Below are 16,451 nucleotides of genomic sequence, written 5' to 3'. Positions count from 1 at the left end.
CGGACGCCCGGACTCCATCCGCATCGCGTAATCAACAGCGTCGGCCACGCCGTCAGAAGTTCCACCGCCTCGATGCAACAACGTCGGTTGGGTCGATAGTAGGTCGGGTTCTGCGGCTACGGCACACCGAAGCGACCACACTGACTGTTGCGGCTTGTGCATGTGTGGCGCCAATGTCTGTCCATCTTTTTCCGGCACCTCTAACCGCCTTTTCCCGCAATATGTAATCGGCTTTTTCCGCCATATCTAGTAGTCTTTTCCCGCTGTTTCTAATCACCATTTTCCGTCATATTGGCCTTGGACAGAGTGGACCGCGAGCAGGATCATGGCACCAATCCCGAGGCATCTCACACCGAAGGTCGAGCGAGCGCTTGCCACCTCTCGGGTCGTCAACGTCATCGGCCCACGCCAGGTCGGGAAGACCACCCTGGTTCGCGACCTCATTGATTCTGCCGTCTACGTTACGCTTGACGCGGACGATCTGCGCTCTTCGATCGACAGCGACCCTTATGGACAATTGCAACTTCTATCTAAGGAAGGAGCGACCAAGCAACTCCCCATAGTGATCGATGAGGTGCAGCGGCTGCCCGATGTCACACTGGCGCTGAAGCGCATCGTCGACACCGAAAGCCGTCCAGGACAGTTCCTGCTGACCGGTTCCGCCGACATCTTCACGATCGGCCGGGCGCTGGATTCCCTAGCCGGTCGGGTGATGACGCTGACGCTCCGTCCGCTGAGCGGAGCAGAGATCCACATGAAGAATCCCGCAGCGATCCTCGATGCCGTTGCGAAGAACCCCGACGACTGTCTGCAACACCTGCCGGCGCCTGCTGCCTACGCCCGCGAGGTGGCCATCGATCTCATGCTGCGCGGCGGATTTCCGGAGATCCGCCACCTCGACACCCCTGATCGCATGGACCGGTATCAGAGTTACCTGGACAGCGTCGTCGAAAAGGACGTGGCCGTTGTGGCGCCGATCCGCAAGCCGGACGTCCTGCGCAGGCTCATCGATCAACTCGCGAACCGCACGGCCAACGAGTTGAACATTGCGTCCCTGTGCAGCGCGCTGGGTGATGTCCGCAAGGAAACCGTCAACGAGTACATCGACATCCTACGGCGTTTGGGCATCGTCCATCTGCTCGGCGCCTGGACGTCCGCAGCAACCAAGCGGGAGGTGAAGCGGCCCAAGATCCACTTCATGGACACCGGGATCGCCACCGCGCTTCGCGGTGAGGACGAGAACAGTTTCGGCCTGCTGGCAAACCCGACGGCGCTTGGCCATGTGCTGGAGACTTTCGTCTACACCGAGGTCGAAAAAAGCCTGCCGCTGCAATCAAAGCGCTGGACGCTCCATCACTACCGGGACGACAAACAGCGCGAGGTGGACCTCATCGCCCAGGCTCCCAACCGCGTCCTCGCCCTGTTCGAGATGAAGGCGTCAGCCACCGTCACGAACGGCGACTTCCGCCACGCAGACTGGTTCTTCGGACCCGGCGGCCCAGCCGAAGCGTACAAAGGATGCTCGTTCGTTGTTTACCTCGGCGACCGCCTCTTGTCGTTCGGCCCACGCAAGATCGCGCTGCCGCTTTCCATGTTCTGGTCGTTCTGAAAAGTCCGACCATCATGTAAAGAGCGCGCTTCCGCCATCGGCCTTCCCGCCGTGGCAGACCGTTTACCGCTACTTCCGCGCCCTCCTGGAGGCTGGGCTGTGCGAGGGCCTGCGCCCTCGCTTGGTGATGCTGCGCCAGCTGGAGGGTCGCGGTCCGACGCCGTCAGCGACCATCCTCAACACCCAGAGCGCCAAGACGACAGAAAAGGGGGCGCCCGAGGCTTTGACACGGCCAAAAAGGTCAAGGGTCGCAAGCCCCACATCGTGGTCGATACTTTGGGTTTCCTGCTTGGCGTCCTCGTCCACACTACCGACCTCCAGGACGCCGACAGTGCGGGAACGTTGATGACGCGGGTCAAGCGACTCTACTGCTGGCTCCCACCTCTGTTTCGAGGATTTTTGCTGGATCACCGCTACATTCGCCTGATTGCCCTCCCACCTATAACCTGAATGTTCTGCCCCCTTATCTTGCCAGCCCCTGCCTGCTTGGCAACGGCGATCTGGCGAAGACGCTCCGCCAAGCCTCGTTCATTGGCGACTGCCTCGTCGCACAGCGCCCGCATCTCCATGATCGTTGGCCGCCATTTCTTCGTTCGCCGCCAGACACGGACCGCCTGATCGACTGCCCATTGCGGATACTCACCAAGATCCTCTGCCCAGTCGCTAGCGACCATCCGTTCGACAGCCGGATCCAGCGGGGTCGAACGCGGGGGACAATGAGCGAAAAGCGCAAGCAGGCGAGCCAGCAGCCAACCCGGATCGACCGGCGCCAGGATCTCATGATCTATTGCGGCCAACGCCCTGGTAGCGGCCTCGGTGTGAATCGACTCGGAAGCGGGCCCCCTATCAGAAGCAATGTAGACCTTTGTAAATGAATGAATTTTACTCACTAAGGTGGGGTCCCGATCAGCGCCGATCGGGACCCCACTTCAGCAGAGTTTTCCTCAACCAATTCAAGTGTTTGTGGTGCGTCGGTTTGGGGGCTCGGTTGGCTGCTGGTTCACAGAGAAGCCTTATGAGGTTGGCGGCTTCCAGACCGCCCGCCTCGACCGGCTGCGCGCCGCGCTGGAGGCCAACCCGGGCAGCTTTTGCCCTTCTCAGTATGGCAACGCCGACAACCCGCGCGCCTATGCCGAGGTCGCCGAGCAGATCGCCGAACGCCTCGGTCATGTCGATTGCCTCGTCGGCACCGTCGGGTCCGGCGGCTCGATGTCAGGCATCGCCCGCTTCCTGCGCCACCTCAACCCCGACCTTCACGTCATCGGCGTCGACACCCCCAACAGCGTCGTCTTCGGCCAGCCCGACGGCAAGCGGCTGCTGCGCGGCCTCGGCAACAGCTTGGTGCCGCCGAACGTCGACCACCGCCAGTTCGACGAGATCCATTGGGTCGGCGCCGCCGAGGCGTTCTTGGCCACCCGCCGCCTGCACCAGCACCACGCGCTCTACCAGGGCGGCACGAGTGGCGCCGCGTACCTGGTGGCCGAGTGGTGGGCGCGCACCCATCCCGACCGCAAGGTGGTGACGCTGTTCCCCGACGAGGGTCACCGCTACGTCGCCACCATCTACAACGACGACTGGCTTGCCGCGCTGCCGGGCTGGACCGGCGTGCTGCCCGCAGCTCCACAGCCGGTGGCGCATCCCAGCGACATCCGGCCCAGCTGGAGCAGCTTCCGCTGGGACCGCCGGACGCTGGACGAGGTGCTGGCGGCAGGCACCCCGGTTGCGCGCGACCTCGCGGAGGCCGCGTGATGCCGCGCCTCCTGCTGTTCATCGAAAGCAACACGTCCGGCACCGGCCGCCTTTTCGCCCAAACCGCCCGTACCCTCGGCTTCGAGCCGGTGCTGATCAGCTGCCAGCCCAGCCGCTATCCCTATGTCGCCGAAGACGCCATCCGCAGCGTCGAGGCCAATACCGCCGACCTGAACGTCTTGCGCTCGCTTGTGCGGCAGCTGGCGCTCAGCGAGGGGGTGGCCGGGATCACCTCCAGTTCGGAATACTACATCGCCACCGCCGCTCGCCTGGCCGCCGAACTCGGCCTGCCGGGGCCGGATGCCGACGCGGTGGCCGCCTGCCGCAACAAGGCGACCCAGCGCCGCCGCCTGGGCGAGGCCGGTATCGACCGCGTGCGCCACGCCGAGGTCACCGACGCCGCCGATGCCGTCCAGGCCGCCATCGGCATCGGATTGCCCGTTGTCCTGAAGCCGGTGGCCGGATCGGGCAGTGTCGGCGTTCGGCTCTGCGCCACGATGGCCGAGGTGGCCGCTCACGCCAGATCGCTGCTCGCCGACCCGACCTGTGGCGCACTGCTGGTCGAGGAAGTCGTCCGGGGCGACGAGTATTCGGTGGAAATCTTCCACGACACGGTCATCGGCGTGACCCGCAAGCACCTGGGTGCCCTGCCGCACTTTGTTGAGATGGGCCACGATTTCCCGGCCCCTCTCGCCTCGACAGTGGCAGATCGGATCGCGGGCTTCGCGCTGGCCGCAACGCGAGCACTCGGCCTCACCTGGGGGCCGCTGCATGTCGAGCTTCGCCTTGGCGAGGACGGCCCGCATCTGATGGAGGTCAACCCGCGGCTGGCCGGAGGATTCATCCCGGAGCTCGTCCGCCAGGCCACCGGCATCGACCTCATCCGGGCGACCGTCGAACTGGCCGTCGGCCGGACGTCGGTGGTGACGCCGATCCGGCAGGAGCACGCGGCGATCCGCTTCCTCACGCCCCCCGACGACGGACTGTGGTTCGCCACCGAGGGTCTGGAGGCGGCACGGGGTGCGCCCTTCCTGCGCGACCTGCGGCTTTACCGCGCGTCGCCGCTGCTGATCGCTCGCCGCGGCGATTTCCAGGACCGCCTTGGCCACGCGCTCACCAGCGCCCCCACCCTGGAGGCAGCCGTGGCCGCCGCCGAACTGGCGCGCTGCGCCATCCGCTTCCGTGTCGCAGCCGACGGCACCGGAACCCTTGCCACCGTCGCCTGACCGGAACAGCAGCAGGAGCCCCCCTTCCATGTCCTCAACCTCCATTGCGGCCGCCGGACCGTCGCGCGCCGGGGCGAACCCGGCGCTGCTCTCCCTGCTAGCGGGCGCGCTCGCCATTGCGCTCGCCCCCATCCTGGTGCGGGTCAGCGAACTGGAGCCGATCGCCACCGCCTTCTACCGGCTGGTCATCGCACTCCCCTTCTTCTGGCTTGGCATGCTCGCCGAACGGAAGGCACCCCAGGCCGCCAGCGCGCGCGTCACCGCCGCCGACATGGCGCTGATGGGGGTGGCCGGGCTGATGCTGGCGGGGGACTTGGCACTTTGGCATCTCAGCATCACGATGACCTCGGTGGCCAAGGCGACGCTGTTCAACAACTGCGCACCGGTCTTCGTCGCCCTGCTCGGCTGGCTGCTGTTCGGCGAGCGGATCGGCCTCGGCCTGATTGTCGCCTTGGCGGTGTCGCTGTCGGGCATGGCGCTGCTGATTGGCGACGGGCTGTTCGCGTCGGTGGGAAGCGCGGCGGAGGGGCAATGGCAGGGTGACGCCATCGCCGTCAGCACCGCCGCCTTCTACGCCGTCTACTTGATGGCGGTGAAACGCCTGCGGGCCAGCCACTCGACCAGCGTCATCATGGCGGGATCGAGCGCTGCGGCCGCCCTGGTGCTGGCGGTGGCCGCCTGGATTGAGGGCGGCCCGCTGCTGCCCGCAACCGCTTGGGGCTGGGCCGTGGTGCTGGCGCTGGGCGTCGCCTGCCATGTCATCGGCCAAGGCCTCATCACCCATGCGCTGGCACACCTTCCGGTCACCTTTTCGTCCATCGGCCTGCTCATCCAGCCAGTCGCGGCGGCGGCGCTGGCCTGGATGCTATTCGGCGAGGCCCTGGGGCCGCTCCAGTGGCTCGGCGGCGCGCTGGCGCTGGTCGGCATCACGCTGGCCCGCCGGACCTCCAGCCGCTGACCCAGCGACCAGCCACGCTCCGACCAGCCAAACACCCTAAATTCCTTCTCACCGAGAGCCACCCTCATGGTGATCAGCAACGCCCAGATCCTGGCCCACCTCGGCGACACCGGCCGGGTGGCCGGGACGCTCAACCCGACGGCCCAGTCCATCCTGTTCGGCGACGTCGCCGACGACGCCATCGACCGCGACCTGCCCTGGATCACCCAGGTCGACCGGGCGCACCTGGTGATGATGGCCGAGACCGGCCTGCTGCCGGTGGCGCAGGTCTCCCCCCTGCTCCGGCGCATCGACGAGATGGAAGGGTCGGGTTTCGCCGTCCTGCGCGGCCGGTCGGCCCCGCGCGGCGTCTACCTGCTCTACGAGACCTATCTCATCGCCGACCTCGGCGAGGAGATAGGCGGCGTCCTCCAGACGGCGCGCTCGCGCAACGATCTGGGCGCCACCGTGCTGCGCCTGCGGCTGCGCAACATCGTCGCCGATCTGCTGACCGGCCTGACCCGTCTCCAGGCCACGCTCCTGCGCCGGGCAGAGGCCTGCACCGACGCCGTGTTCCCAATCTACACCCACTACCAGCCCGCCCAGCCGGTGACGCTGGCCCATTATTACGCCGGGGTCGCCGCGGCGCTGGACCGCGACGCCGAGTCCTTGCATGCGGTGCTGGCCGATCTCGACCGCTGTCCGCTGGGCGCCGGGGCGGTGGGTGGTACCGGGCTACCAATCGACACTCGGCGAACAGCTACCCTGCTCGGCTTCTCAGGGCCCTGGACGCACTCCATCGACGCCGTGGCCTCGCGGGATGCCGTCCTGCGCCTGCTGGCGGCCCTGGGCATCCTCGGCGTGACGCTCAGCCGCCTTGCCCATGACCTCCAGCTGTGGACCACCGGCGAGTTCGGTTTCCTGACAGTGGCCGACGATCTGGTCGGCACCAGTTCGATGATGCCGCAGAAGCGCAACGTCTACATGCTGGAGCATGTCAAGGGTCTGGCGGCGGCGCCGATGGGAGCGCTGACGTCGGCAGCGATGGCGATGCACGCCACCCCCTTCTCCAACTCCATCGCCGTCGGCACCGAGGGCGTTAAGCCGGTGTGGTCGGCGGCCTCGGGAATGCTGGACGCCCTGACGCTGGTCCGGCTGATCGTGGCCGGGGCGGAGCCAAACCAGGGCGCTATGCGCCTCAGGGCGGTGTCCGGCCAGACCAATGCCACCGCGCTGGCCGACTGGCTGGTCCGGGAGCATGGCATGCCCTTCCGCCGCGCCCACCATGAGGTCGGGGACATCATCCGCTCGATGATGGTCCAGGGTGTGGTCGATCTCGAGACCGCCGCGCGCGAGGCTCGGCCGGAGTGGTTCCGCGGCACCCGGTCGCCGGTGTTGCGGCCAGTCGACATTGCCGCTGCCCAGGAGTATGGCGGCGGCCCCGGGCGCGCATCCACCGCCAGCGAGATCGAACGGGTGCGGGACTCGCTTCGCAGCCGCCGTGGCGCGCTGGTGGAGCAGCGGCGGCGCTGGCGCCGGGCAAACCGGTCCTTGCGTTTGGCGGTCGATGGCGTCCTCGGCATTGCCGTTCTCGACCGGACGGGCCGTGGCCGCTCCGGCCAAGCATAATCAGGAGTGAGAGGTCGACCATGCCAAGCATGGCCAAGGTTGCGCCCAGGGCGAGGGCCGGGAGACCGGCGGCCGCCAACAGCCCCCGGCCGTTCCCGGTGATGAGGGACCCGAGGGTCGGCGGGAGCCTGGAGGGGATGCCGGACGAAGCCCTGCTGTCCTCTTTACTCGCGATGGCCGCCCCGGACGCCGACGGCGATCTCCTGGCCCTGCGCCTGCTGGCTGGGCATGGCTCATTGGAGACGGCAATCGCAGCGGCGTCAGCGGGGAAGCTGCCCGGCGGCATACCCTGGGACGATCATGCTGCCCTCCGCTTCCAGGCCGTGCTCGAACTGGCGGTACGCTTGGCAAGGCCTGTGCTGGAGCAACGCCTGCTCCTGTCCTCTCACGAGGATCTGGTCACCTATGCCCGCCTCCGCGCCGCGTGCTCGTCCGTCCAGACGCTGCGCCTGCTGTTCCTCGACCGCCAGCGCAAGTTGATTGCCGATGAGCTTCACCGAACCGGGTCAGTCGGTGACGTCGCCTTGTATGTCCGGGAGATCATGAGTCGTGCGCTGACCATGGACGCCAGTGGTTTGGTGATCGTCCACAGCTGCCCCAGCGATGAACCACCGAACCCGGCCAGCGTCAGGGTGTCCTGCGCGGACATCCAGAAGGCCGGGAGCTTGCTCGGGGTCGAATTGGTCGAGTACCTCCTCATCGGCAGGCGCTCTTACGTCACCCTGCTGGGCGAACCTGTCGTGAAGCGGCTGGCCCGCCTTGTTGCAGCGGAACGGGACGGTGCAACGGCGTCGCCGGAAGCCGCCATCCGTTAGGCATCGGTGGCGGCCAGAAAGGCGTCCGCTGGGACGTCCGCTGCGGCAAGCGCCCTGATCAGGTCGAGCAGCCGTCTGCGCTGGCCTCGGTCCTCGATGCGGTAATAGGCTCGGACGAGCTCGAGCGTCTCTCGCCTTGCCATCGGGTCCGGCTCTCCCGGTGTGCAGAGGTCGGGTTCGAGGATCACGTCCGGTAGATCGCCCTGGTCGGCAAATCCGTCGAAGAAGAAGGAAACGGGCACGTCCAGCGTCACACCGAACTGCCACAAGTGGGATGCTGAAACCCGGTTGGCTCCCTTCTCGTACTTCTGGATCTGCTGGAACGTCAGGCCGACGGCTTGGCCCAGCGCCGTCTGGGTCATACCCAGGAGTGTGCGACGCATCCGGATGCGGCTTCCAACATGCCGGTCGACCGCTGTGGTCGCTACAACTTCGTCTTTAGCTTGGGTTCCATTCCTTCGACGCGCCATGCCGCCCAACCGATCCGTTTGCGTGAGCATATGAAATCATTATACAACCCTAACGTCCGCACATCCAAATGTACTTTCACGGACCTGGGTCGGGCACAGAGGGCAAGGAGTGCTTGTTGGCATGTCCCGAGGGTCAGCGGGACAGCCAAGGCTGTGAACTCTGCGTCCGCTGCCATTCACTTGAACGGGTTGTCGACCGTATCCGTCGGCTTCGGGGGAGGGATCTGGTCGGGAAGATCAGTTTCGGTCTCCAGGGATTTCACGACGGCAGCCAGCAGGTCACGCAGCTTGCGGGCATGTTCCAGTCCTTGCTTATCCCTGGTCAGATCGATTGACCCATAGAGCGCCACCCGGTCGGTGCCGTTCTCGACCTGGAGTTCACCGATCTGCATGGCTCCGGCGTCGTCGGCATACGGCTTGATCATCGCATCAACTCCTTCAGGAACTTCAGCACGTCGCGTTCAGAGAAACCGGGCTCATCCTTCTTCCGTCCCCGCCCCGAGGCCTGAGGTTCCGGCAGAGCCAGTACCGTGGACTTGGCCGCGGCTGGAACTCCTGGAAAGACCGAGATGCCGGTGACCTCCTCCAGCTGTGCAATGGGGATGCGCTGGTAATCGTTCCCTGGCGCGTTGGGCACGAGATAGGCGGCGGCCTCACGGCGACGCGGATCGTAGATGGCCTTGAAGACGTGGGTCGGCACGAGAACCCGGCCGCCGATACGCTGGAGGTTGACGCCCTGGAAGACGGGACCAGTCACGACATAGACCTCGCCGCGGGTGTTGGCGAGATGGCGGGTCGCCCCTTCGATGGCACTCCAGATCCCACGGTTGCTCTCACCGATCTGGGGGATCATGTTGGCCAGAGTAAAGCTCTCCTGCTGGGCCTTAGGCGTCGGCATGTCGCCGTTCGGCGCCATGTGGCCGCGGTCGAAGCCAGAGCGCTTGAAGTCGGCCAATTCGGAGCGCTCGTCCGGCGGCAAGGCCGTTTCGGCGTGGAAGGCGCTCGCCTCCGGACGCTCGAGGCCCTTGGCGGCCGCAACGCTGTCGCGGGTCAGGTGCTCAACCGCATAGAGAGGAGTCCGTGTCACACCGGAATGAAGAGCGGCGAAGGCTGAGTAGCAAAGCTCCCGCGTCTTCGCAGCCAGCTTCTGATTGATCAGATCCGGCGCTACGGCCGCAGCATAATGATCAGGGCAAGCAGTCGACGCGGCGTCAGCGGGAGCAGAAAGGGCGAACAGGACGAGAGCCGGAAGCGAGCAGGCAACCCCCGATCGGGCAACTGCATATAGTCCGCGAAGCATGATGTCTCCCATTCCCAGAAAGGGCCGAAGCTACGACAGCTTGCAGTGCACTGTCAGCCGTTGTGCACTTCCAACAGGAGCAGCCGCTTGTCGAAATCGATGACCAGAGGTTCGTCGCTATCGTACTCCTGCACGCCTCCGAATCGGAGAATCTCGACCCGAATAGGCACGTAGCTGCCGGGCGTGTAGGAGGAAGCAGAGGCGGCCGTCAGGTCGGGCGGCGTCTGGGCGGCGGCGTCCACCTGGAGCGGCAGCAGGTCTTTGGCGACGGCCTTCGACCACACTGGCCGGTTCCTCCGGTACCAGTCGAGCAAGGCCCGCGCCTCGTCCGTTCCCAGGGCGAAACGGCGCGTTCCATCCGCGTCCAACCCAACCGGCCGACCGCTGACCAGATCGACCAGCAGACTGTCCAGGGAATGGAGATGCAGGCTGCGGACGTCTGCGGTATCCAGCATGAAATCGTCCAGTTCGGCAATGATCGGACGAAAGGTAGAGTGGTCTTGACCATTTACGCAACCAGGGAGAGCTGGACTTCACGAACCCGCGCGCCGCACGGAATGGTCCGACGCCGGGATTGACCGTGACGGGTCGAACACCCGACACTGTGACCATAACTCCCCCCTTCCGGCTATTCAGATCGCCATTCTCCATGCCGACCTTCGTCCGACGTTCACCGAGGCAATGTCCTGTCCTCGTGACGCGCCGCCTCCGGCAGGTTCTGCCCGCATCCGAAGACGGCCAGCCGCGCGAGGGGGTGTTCGCGGACTTCCTGGACAACCGCCTCGTCGTGCTGCTGGGCGAGCCGGGGCTCGACAAGACCACCGAGTTCAAACGGGCCGCGGCGGGTGAGGCGGATGCGGAGGTGATGCCGGTCGGCCGCTTCCTGAGCCGGCCGGCATCGGCGATGCAGGGCCGAACGCTGTACCTGGACGGTCTTGACGAGCACCGGGCGCGCACCGGCGGCGGGCGCAGCGTGATGGATCACATCCTCGGCAAGCTGGAGGAACTCGGCATCCCGAAGGTCCGGCTGTCCTGTCGCACCGCCGACTGGTACGGCGGCAGCGATACCCGCATGCTGTCGCAGCTCGGCAGGGAGCCGGTGGTCCTGGAGCTGCTGCCGCTCAGGTTCGAGGATGCCGTCTTCATCGCGGCAGCGCGGTTGGACGACGCCGGGGCCAGGGCTTTCATCGCCGGAGCCAGGGCGCGCAACCTGGACCCCTGGCTGCTCAATCCCGAACTGCTCGGCCTGTTGCTGGAGGCCCATGGCGGTGATGGCGGCTGGCCCGCCACCCGCACCGCCCTGTTCGAAAGCGCCCGTGCCCAGCTGCTGACGGAACTGAACGACGAGCATGCCGAGATGGTGGGCGATTCCGTGTCCGACCCGGCGCTGTCCGCGGCGGCCGATTGGCTCTCCGCCGTGGCGCTGCTTGCCAATCGGATGGGCTTCGCGCTCCACCCCAACCAAGCCGATGCCGAGTTCACCGCGATCCAGTCCCTTGGCGGCGATGTTCCGGCCTTATCCGCGGCGGCACGGCGGCGGCCGTTCTCACCGGTCGAGGGCCGGCGGGTGGTGCCGCGCCACGACGTTGGTGCAGAAATCAGCATTTGGGCGGACTTCGCCCTATCCCACGGTGTTCAGGTGGCGCGACGGGACACCGGCATGCCGAAGCCGGTCATGATGTTGATCACCTTGCAGGCGACCTTGGCCTCGGTCTTCTGTCGGGGCAGAGACCGGGCGTGGAGGCTGCGACCGATCAGCGTCTTGTAGCGCAGCATCGCGACTTCCCCGAGGGAGCGGCGGCCGTAATCGACGGCGCGCTGCCAACCAGCCCGGCCGCGCTCCTTGATCATCCGGATGTGCCGGTCGCGTTGGGTTGGAGCGGTTTCGGTCGTGTCGCTCGGCACGGCGGTCGAGCGGGGTGGGATGACCACTGCGGCGTCGGGCGTGTGGCCCATGACGGCCTGGTAGATTGGCTCGCCATCGTAGGCGCCGTCCGCCAGCACCGTGCCGATCGGGCGGGCGATCTGGTCGAGCAGCGGACCGATCAGCGAGGCATCCCCCTCCTCGTTGGACGTCAACGCCGATGCCAGGATCTCACCGGTGTCCGGATCGATCGCCAAGTGGAGCTTTCTCCAGCTCCGGCGCGCTTGGCCTCCATGCTTTTCCAGGTGCCACTCGCCCGTGCCGAACACCTTCAGCCCGGTGGAGTCGATGACCACTCTGACCGGCCCGTCCGTCCTGGCCAGCGCTGACGCGACCTCCAGATTAGCGCTGCGCCGGGAGAAGGTCGTGTGATCCGGAACCGGCAGGTCCAGGCCGAGCAGGCGCATGAGCGAACTCAGCAAACCTTCGGTCTGCCGCCATGGCCGACCGAACGCCAGACGCAGCATCAGCCCGGCTTCGATCGCCACGTCCGAGTAGCGCGCTGGCCGGCCGCGTCGGCCCGAAGCCGGCGGCGTCCAGGTGGCGATCGCCTCCGGCATCACCCAGATCGTCAGGTCACCGCGCCGGCGCAACGCCGCATCGTAGTTCGACCAGTTCTCGACCGGGTAGCGCGCCTTCGGGATTTTGTGGCGACGGCTTTCGTTGGCCTTGTACGGCATCACACTCTCGGTCTCAGAGGGGCCGCTTTTCTACCCAATACCCCAAGCCCAAGGCCAATCTCCGACCGATTTACGCGCCAACGCCGTTCCGCTCAGCATCCACCTGATCGCCTTCTACACCCGCGTCGCCCAGGTCAGCCTGAACGAAGTGGACCATGGGCTGATCGAGGCGGCCCACGCCATGGGCTTCCGCCGCTGGCACATCGTCCGCCATGTCATCCTGCCCGAGGCCCTGCCCGGCCTGATCGGCGGTATGACGGTCTGCGTGATCGCGATGATCAACGCCTCGGCAATGGCGGGGGCTGTCGGCGCCGGCGGCCTGGGCGACCTCGCCATACGCTACGGCTATGAACGCTACGAGACCCAGGTGCTGTTCGAGATCATCGTGATCCTCATAGTGCTGGTGACTTCGGTGCAGTTCGGCGGCGAATGGCTGTCGCGCCGGGTCGATCATCGCCGCTGAGGCCATCCCCGGCAAATCAAGTTCCGGAGCGGCGCCGGCTACCGCCAAACCCTACCCTTCCCAGCGGTGGGAGAGGATGAAGCTGTAGCGTTCGGACCGGATGTGGAACACCGAACGGTCGGCACAGCCGCCGCCGACGAAGACGGAGCGGCGGTCCATCACCAGCACCGGCGCGCCCGCCGGCAGACCGAGCGCCGCCGCCACCTCCGCATCGGCCGCTGCCGCCTTCACCTCGATGTCGGCGCCGCCGACCGGCTTGCCGACGATGTCCTGCAGGATGCCGTAGATCGGCCGGTGTCCTGCCGCCTGCCAGTCGACCGGCTCCAGAGCCTGCGGCAGCAGGCTGCGACCCAGCGCCACCGGCTCGCCATCCACCAGATGCAGGCGGCAGACCTCCAGGCAATGGGGGCCGAAATCCTCCCGCAGGTCCGGGGGCGTCACGACGATCCGCGCCGAGATCGGCCGCATCGCGGCATCCAACCCCTGAAGCCGCAGGGATTCGTGAAAGCTGCGCAGGCGGTCGAGCGGATGCTGGACACGCTTGCCCACCGTGAAGGTGCCCTTGCCCTTGCGGCGCTCGATCAGCCCGTCCGCCTCCAGCCGGTCGAGCGCCAGCCGGACGGTGACCCGGCTGACGCCGAAGCGGGTCCCGATCTCGCTTTCCGTCGGCAGCCGCCCTGACGGCTCGAACAGCCGGGCGGCGATCTCGTCGCGCAGCCGGTCGGCGATCTGCCGGTACAGCGCCGTCGCGTTGTCTCGCACCACGGGCACCCTGGCGTACCTCCCTGATTGATCGACCCAGCCAATGGATCGAGGCCGCCTTGATGCCACCGGCGACGGGATGGCTCAAGCGTCCATGCCGCTACGGTGCCAGCCGCGTGAATCCAATCCAATTCCCTAGTTGCCACGTATTGTATACTATGTATTATAATGTATTATCGAATTGGGTCGGTTGATCGAGGGGATAAAACGGACATGGACTGTGGACTTCCGACCTCTCCATCCAGCAGCCGCTTCGGTGCTTTTTCCGGTGATCGCTCCGGCGGTGCCGCCTTCCACGTCGATGGCGTGGGTTTCGCCTATGACGGTGCACACCCGGTGTTCCGCTCGCTGGCGCTGTCCGCCCGGCCCGGAGAGTTCGTGGCGCTGCTCGGCCCGTCGGGCTGCGGCAAGACCACGCTGCTGAACCTGCTGTCCGGCTTCCTGCCGCCCGACTCCGGCCGCATCACCATCGACGGGGAGACGGTGACGCCGGAAATGCTGGCGCTCGGCTATGTCTTCCAATCGCCGCAGCTGTTTCCCTGGCTCGACGTGCTCGACAATGTCCGCTTCGGCCTGCGGATGGCGGGCCGGCTGCCGGATGCGGACCAGCGGGACAAGGCGATGGCGGCGCTGGCGCTGGTCGGGCTGGAGGCTGCTGCCGGCAAATTCCCCCACCAGCTGTCGGGCGGCATGCAGCAGCGGGTGGCTCTGGCGCGCGCGCTGGTGCTGGAGCCACGCCTGCTGCTGATGGACGAGCCCTTCGCCGCGCTGGACGCCATCACCCGCGCCACCCTGAACGAAGAACTGCTGCGGCTGTGCGGCCAGCTCGGCCAGACGGTCCTGTTCATCACCCACGACGTCGAGGAGGCGGTGTTCCTGGCCGACCGCGTCGTGCTGCTCGGCATCGCCCCGGCCGGCATCCACAGCGAACTGACCATCGACCTGCCCCGCCCGCGCCGCCTGCGCGAGACGCGGCGGCTGCAGCGCTTCACCACCCTGACCGACACACTGCTGGAGCGGATTTCCGCCATCGTCGCCGCGGCCTGAGCCGCGGCCGGGACTATCCCCGGCCAGCCCCCTACCAAAAGGATTTCGCGCATGAACCGGATGTTCGCCGCGGCGCTGTCCGCCGCCCTGTACGGCTCCATCGTCCTGCTCGCCGGCATCGCCCCGGCCGGGGCCGCCACAACAGGCGACAGCCGGCCGCTCCGGGTCGGCTGGGTCTTCGCCATGGCCAACGCCCCGGCGCTGGTCGCCGACCGGAAGGGCTTCTATGCCGAAGAGGGGCTGACAGTGGAGGCCAAGCCTTTCGGCGACGGGCCGGTCATCCAGCAGGCGCTGGCTGCCGGCGAACTGGATGTCGCCTATATCGGCGCGCCGCCGGTCTATCAATGGGCGGCGCGCGGGCTGGACAGCCGCATCCTGGCCAAGGTCAACTACGGGCAGGCGGCGATGATCGCCAACAACCCCGCCATCGCCAAGCTGTCCGACCTGCGCGGCCGCAAGGTCGCCGGGGTGGCGCGCGGCAGCGGAATGGACGTGCTGCTGCGCGGCGTCGTGCTGAAGGAGGCCGCCGGCCTCGACCCCGACCGCGACCTGTCGGTGGTCTCCATGCCGGTCGGCAACATGAACGCCGCGCTGGACAGCGGTACGGTGGACGCCGCCTTCACCTGGGAACCCTTCATCAGCCAGCAGGTGCTGCGGGGGAGCGCGCATGTGCTTTTCGACGTGAACCAGGCGCTGCCCGGCTATCCCTGGTACGTGGTGATGGCGCCGAAGAAGACGCTGGCGGAACGGCCGGACGATGTGGTGAAGCTGCTGCGCGCCCATGCGAAGGCCATCGCCTGGCTGTCCGACCACCCGGCCGAGGGCGACGCCCTGATCGCCGAAGCGTTCAAGCTGGAGACGGTGAAGCGCCCCGACGGCACCGAGATCGCGCCGGCCGCGGTCGCCGCAGAGGCGCGCAAGCGGCTGGGCTGGTCGGACCGGCTGGAGGAGAGCGACCTCGCCTTCATCCAGCGGCTGATGGACAGCTCGCTGGCGCTCGGCTTCATTCCGGTGCCGATGAAGGCGGCGGACATCGTCGACGGCTCCTATCTGCGCCGGGCGGGCCGCTGATGCGGACCCGGCTTTACGGCTGGGCGGCCTTTCCGGCGCTGCTGCTGGTGTGGAGTGCGGCCGCCTGGAACCTGCCGCCCTATGTCCTGCCGCAGCCCTGGGCGGTGGTGGCGGAGGCGCTGCGCTGGCTCGACAGCGGCCAGCTCGCCGCCCATGTCGGCGCCAGCCTGCTGCGCGAGGCCGGCGGCTTCGCCGTCGCCGTGCTGGGCGCGCTGGCGCTGGGTCTGGCCGGCGCGCTGTCGCCGGGCTTCCGCGCCTTCTCCGCGCCGCTGACCGGCCTGTTCATGGCGATCCCGCCCATCGCCTGGGCGCCGCTGTCGATGATCTTCTTCGGGCTGGGCTATGTCGCCATCACCATGGTGATCGTGGTCGCCGCCCTGTTCCCGATGGCGGTGACGGTGCAGGAGGGCTTTCTCGCCATCCGCAACGGCAACCTGCGCGCCGCCCGCGTGCTGGGCGCTCGCCGCTGGCAGCTGATCCGCCATGTCTATCTGCCGGCTTCGCTGCCCTTCCTGACCGCGGCGCTGCGCATCGGCTTCAGCCAGGCGTGGCGGGCGCTGGTGGCGGCCGAGATGCTGGGCGCCTCGCAGGGGATCGGCTGGATGGTGGCGATGGGCGGCCAGATCGGCAACGCCACCCAGGTGCTGCTGGGCGTCGCCATCATCGGCATGACCGCCTGGATCACCGAAAGCCTCGTCTTCCGCCGCATCGAGCGGCGCTACCGCCACTGGCACCTCGCCTGACCCGAAAAACCGCGAAACCGGAGGAA

General features: G+C 67.1%; 16 protein-coding genes. 10 read left to right on the top strand and 6 right to left on the bottom strand.

Annotated elements, in window-relative coordinates; all coding sequences use genetic code 11:
- Nucleotides 1-325: 325 nt before the first annotated feature.
- The 6 genes from TSH20_RS25310 (at nucleotide 326) to TSH20_RS25275 (ending at nucleotide 7,965) form a co-directional block, all read left to right on the top strand.
- Nucleotides 326-1,609 carry an ATP-binding protein gene (locus TSH20_RS25310; RefSeq protein ID WP_109155848.1) on the top strand — a complete coding sequence of 428 codons (1,284 nt, stop codon included), beginning with the start codon at nucleotides 326-328 and terminating at the stop codon, nucleotides 1,607-1,609.
- 966 nt (nucleotides 1,610-2,575) lie between these two features.
- A complete protein-coding gene (locus TSH20_RS25295; protein ID WP_199231885.1) occupies nucleotides 2,576-3,358 on the top strand; it encodes a pyridoxal-phosphate dependent enzyme in 783 nt (260 codons plus the stop codon).
- Nucleotides 3,358-4,584 (top strand): ATP-grasp domain-containing protein, encoded by a 1,227-nt coding sequence (locus tag TSH20_RS25290; protein WP_109155852.1) that lies wholly within the window; start codon nucleotides 3,358-3,360, stop codon nucleotides 4,582-4,584. Before TSH20_RS25295 ends, TSH20_RS25290 begins: the two co-directional genes overlap by 1 nt.
- A gap of 28 nt (nucleotides 4,585-4,612) precedes the next feature.
- Nucleotides 4,613-5,542 (top strand): DMT family transporter, encoded by a 930-nt coding sequence (locus TSH20_RS25285; protein WP_109155853.1) that lies wholly within the window; start codon nucleotides 4,613-4,615, stop codon nucleotides 5,540-5,542.
- A gap of 66 nt (nucleotides 5,543-5,608) precedes the next feature.
- A complete protein-coding gene (gene argH, locus TSH20_RS25280; RefSeq protein WP_109155854.1) occupies nucleotides 5,609-7,150 on the top strand; it encodes an argininosuccinate lyase in 1,542 nt (513 codons plus the stop codon).
- Between the two features lie 137 nt (nucleotides 7,151-7,287).
- Nucleotides 7,288-7,965, top strand: a complete 678-nt coding sequence (locus tag TSH20_RS25275; RefSeq protein WP_158282060.1) for a JAB domain-containing protein — start codon at nucleotides 7,288-7,290, stop codon at nucleotides 7,963-7,965.
- On the opposite strand, the gene TSH20_RS25270 is transcribed toward TSH20_RS25275, so the two are convergent.
- From TSH20_RS25270 to TSH20_RS25245, 5 genes are all read right to left on the bottom strand, one after another.
- On the bottom strand, nucleotides 7,962-8,348 hold the full coding sequence (locus TSH20_RS25270; protein ID WP_348770456.1) for a helix-turn-helix transcriptional regulator: 387 nt from the start codon (nucleotides 8,346-8,348) through the stop codon (nucleotides 7,962-7,964). The genes TSH20_RS25275 and TSH20_RS25270 overlap by 4 nt on opposite strands.
- Nucleotides 8,349-8,611: 263 nt before the next feature.
- Complete coding sequence (locus TSH20_RS25265; RefSeq protein WP_109155856.1) at nucleotides 8,612-8,860, bottom strand: hypothetical protein; 249 nt, start codon at nucleotides 8,858-8,860, stop codon at nucleotides 8,612-8,614.
- On the bottom strand, nucleotides 8,857-9,735 hold the full coding sequence (locus TSH20_RS25260) for a DNA/RNA non-specific endonuclease (protein WP_109155857.1): 879 nt from the start codon (nucleotides 9,733-9,735) through the stop codon (nucleotides 8,857-8,859). The genes TSH20_RS25265 and TSH20_RS25260 overlap by 4 nt, the downstream gene beginning before the upstream one ends.
- Nucleotides 9,736-9,788: 53 nt before the next feature.
- Nucleotides 9,789-10,190: a hypothetical protein gene (locus TSH20_RS25255; RefSeq protein ID WP_109155858.1), complete on the bottom strand. Its 402-nt coding sequence runs from the start codon at nucleotides 10,188-10,190 to the stop codon at nucleotides 9,789-9,791.
- A 1,180-nt stretch (nucleotides 10,191-11,370) separates the two neighbouring features.
- Complete coding sequence (locus TSH20_RS25245) at nucleotides 11,371-12,339, bottom strand: IS5 family transposase (RefSeq protein WP_109155859.1); 969 nt, start codon at nucleotides 12,337-12,339, stop codon at nucleotides 11,371-11,373.
- On the opposite strand from TSH20_RS25245, the gene TSH20_RS25240 reads away from it, so the two are divergent.
- The gene (locus TSH20_RS25240) at nucleotides 12,329-12,802 is read left to right on the top strand and encodes an ABC transporter permease subunit (RefSeq protein ID WP_247871158.1); all 474 of its coding nucleotides are present in this window, start codon (nucleotides 12,329-12,331) and stop codon (nucleotides 12,800-12,802) included. The two genes, TSH20_RS25245 and TSH20_RS25240, sit on opposite strands and share 11 nt — an antisense overlap.
- Nucleotides 12,803-12,853: 51 nt before the next feature.
- Here the strand turns inward: TSH20_RS25240 and TSH20_RS25235 are convergent, their stop codons facing one another.
- Nucleotides 12,854-13,573 carry a GntR family transcriptional regulator gene (locus TSH20_RS25235; protein WP_109155860.1) on the bottom strand — a complete coding sequence of 240 codons (720 nt, stop codon included), beginning with the start codon at nucleotides 13,571-13,573 and terminating at the stop codon, nucleotides 12,854-12,856.
- A 204-nt stretch (nucleotides 13,574-13,777) separates the two neighbouring features.
- Here TSH20_RS25235 and TSH20_RS25230 point away from each other — a divergent pair, with 204 nt between their 5' ends.
- Genes TSH20_RS25230 through TSH20_RS25220 form a run of 3 tightly spaced genes read left to right on the top strand, consistent with a single transcriptional unit; the run spans nucleotide 13,778 to nucleotide 16,425 of the window.
- On the top strand, nucleotides 13,778-14,611 hold the full coding sequence (locus tag TSH20_RS25230) for an ABC transporter ATP-binding protein (protein WP_199231886.1): 834 nt from the start codon (nucleotides 13,778-13,780) through the stop codon (nucleotides 14,609-14,611).
- A 51-nt stretch (nucleotides 14,612-14,662) separates the two neighbouring features.
- Nucleotides 14,663-15,682 carry an ABC transporter substrate-binding protein gene (locus TSH20_RS25225; RefSeq protein WP_109155861.1) on the top strand — a complete coding sequence of 340 codons (1,020 nt, stop codon included), beginning with the start codon at nucleotides 14,663-14,665 and terminating at the stop codon, nucleotides 15,680-15,682.
- Nucleotides 15,682-16,425, top strand: coding sequence for an ABC transporter permease (locus TSH20_RS25220; RefSeq protein WP_109155862.1), 744 nt, complete (start codon nucleotides 15,682-15,684; stop codon nucleotides 16,423-16,425). The genes TSH20_RS25225 and TSH20_RS25220 overlap by 1 nt, the downstream gene beginning before the upstream one ends.
- Nucleotides 16,426-16,451: the final 26 nt, after the last annotated feature.

Source organism: Azospirillum sp. TSH20, from assembly GCF_003115935.1.
Classification (GTDB): Bacteria; Pseudomonadota; Alphaproteobacteria; order Azospirillales; family Azospirillaceae; genus Azospirillum.
Note: the sequence above shows the minus strand (reverse complement) of the source record. Positions and strands in the feature narration are given on the sequence as shown.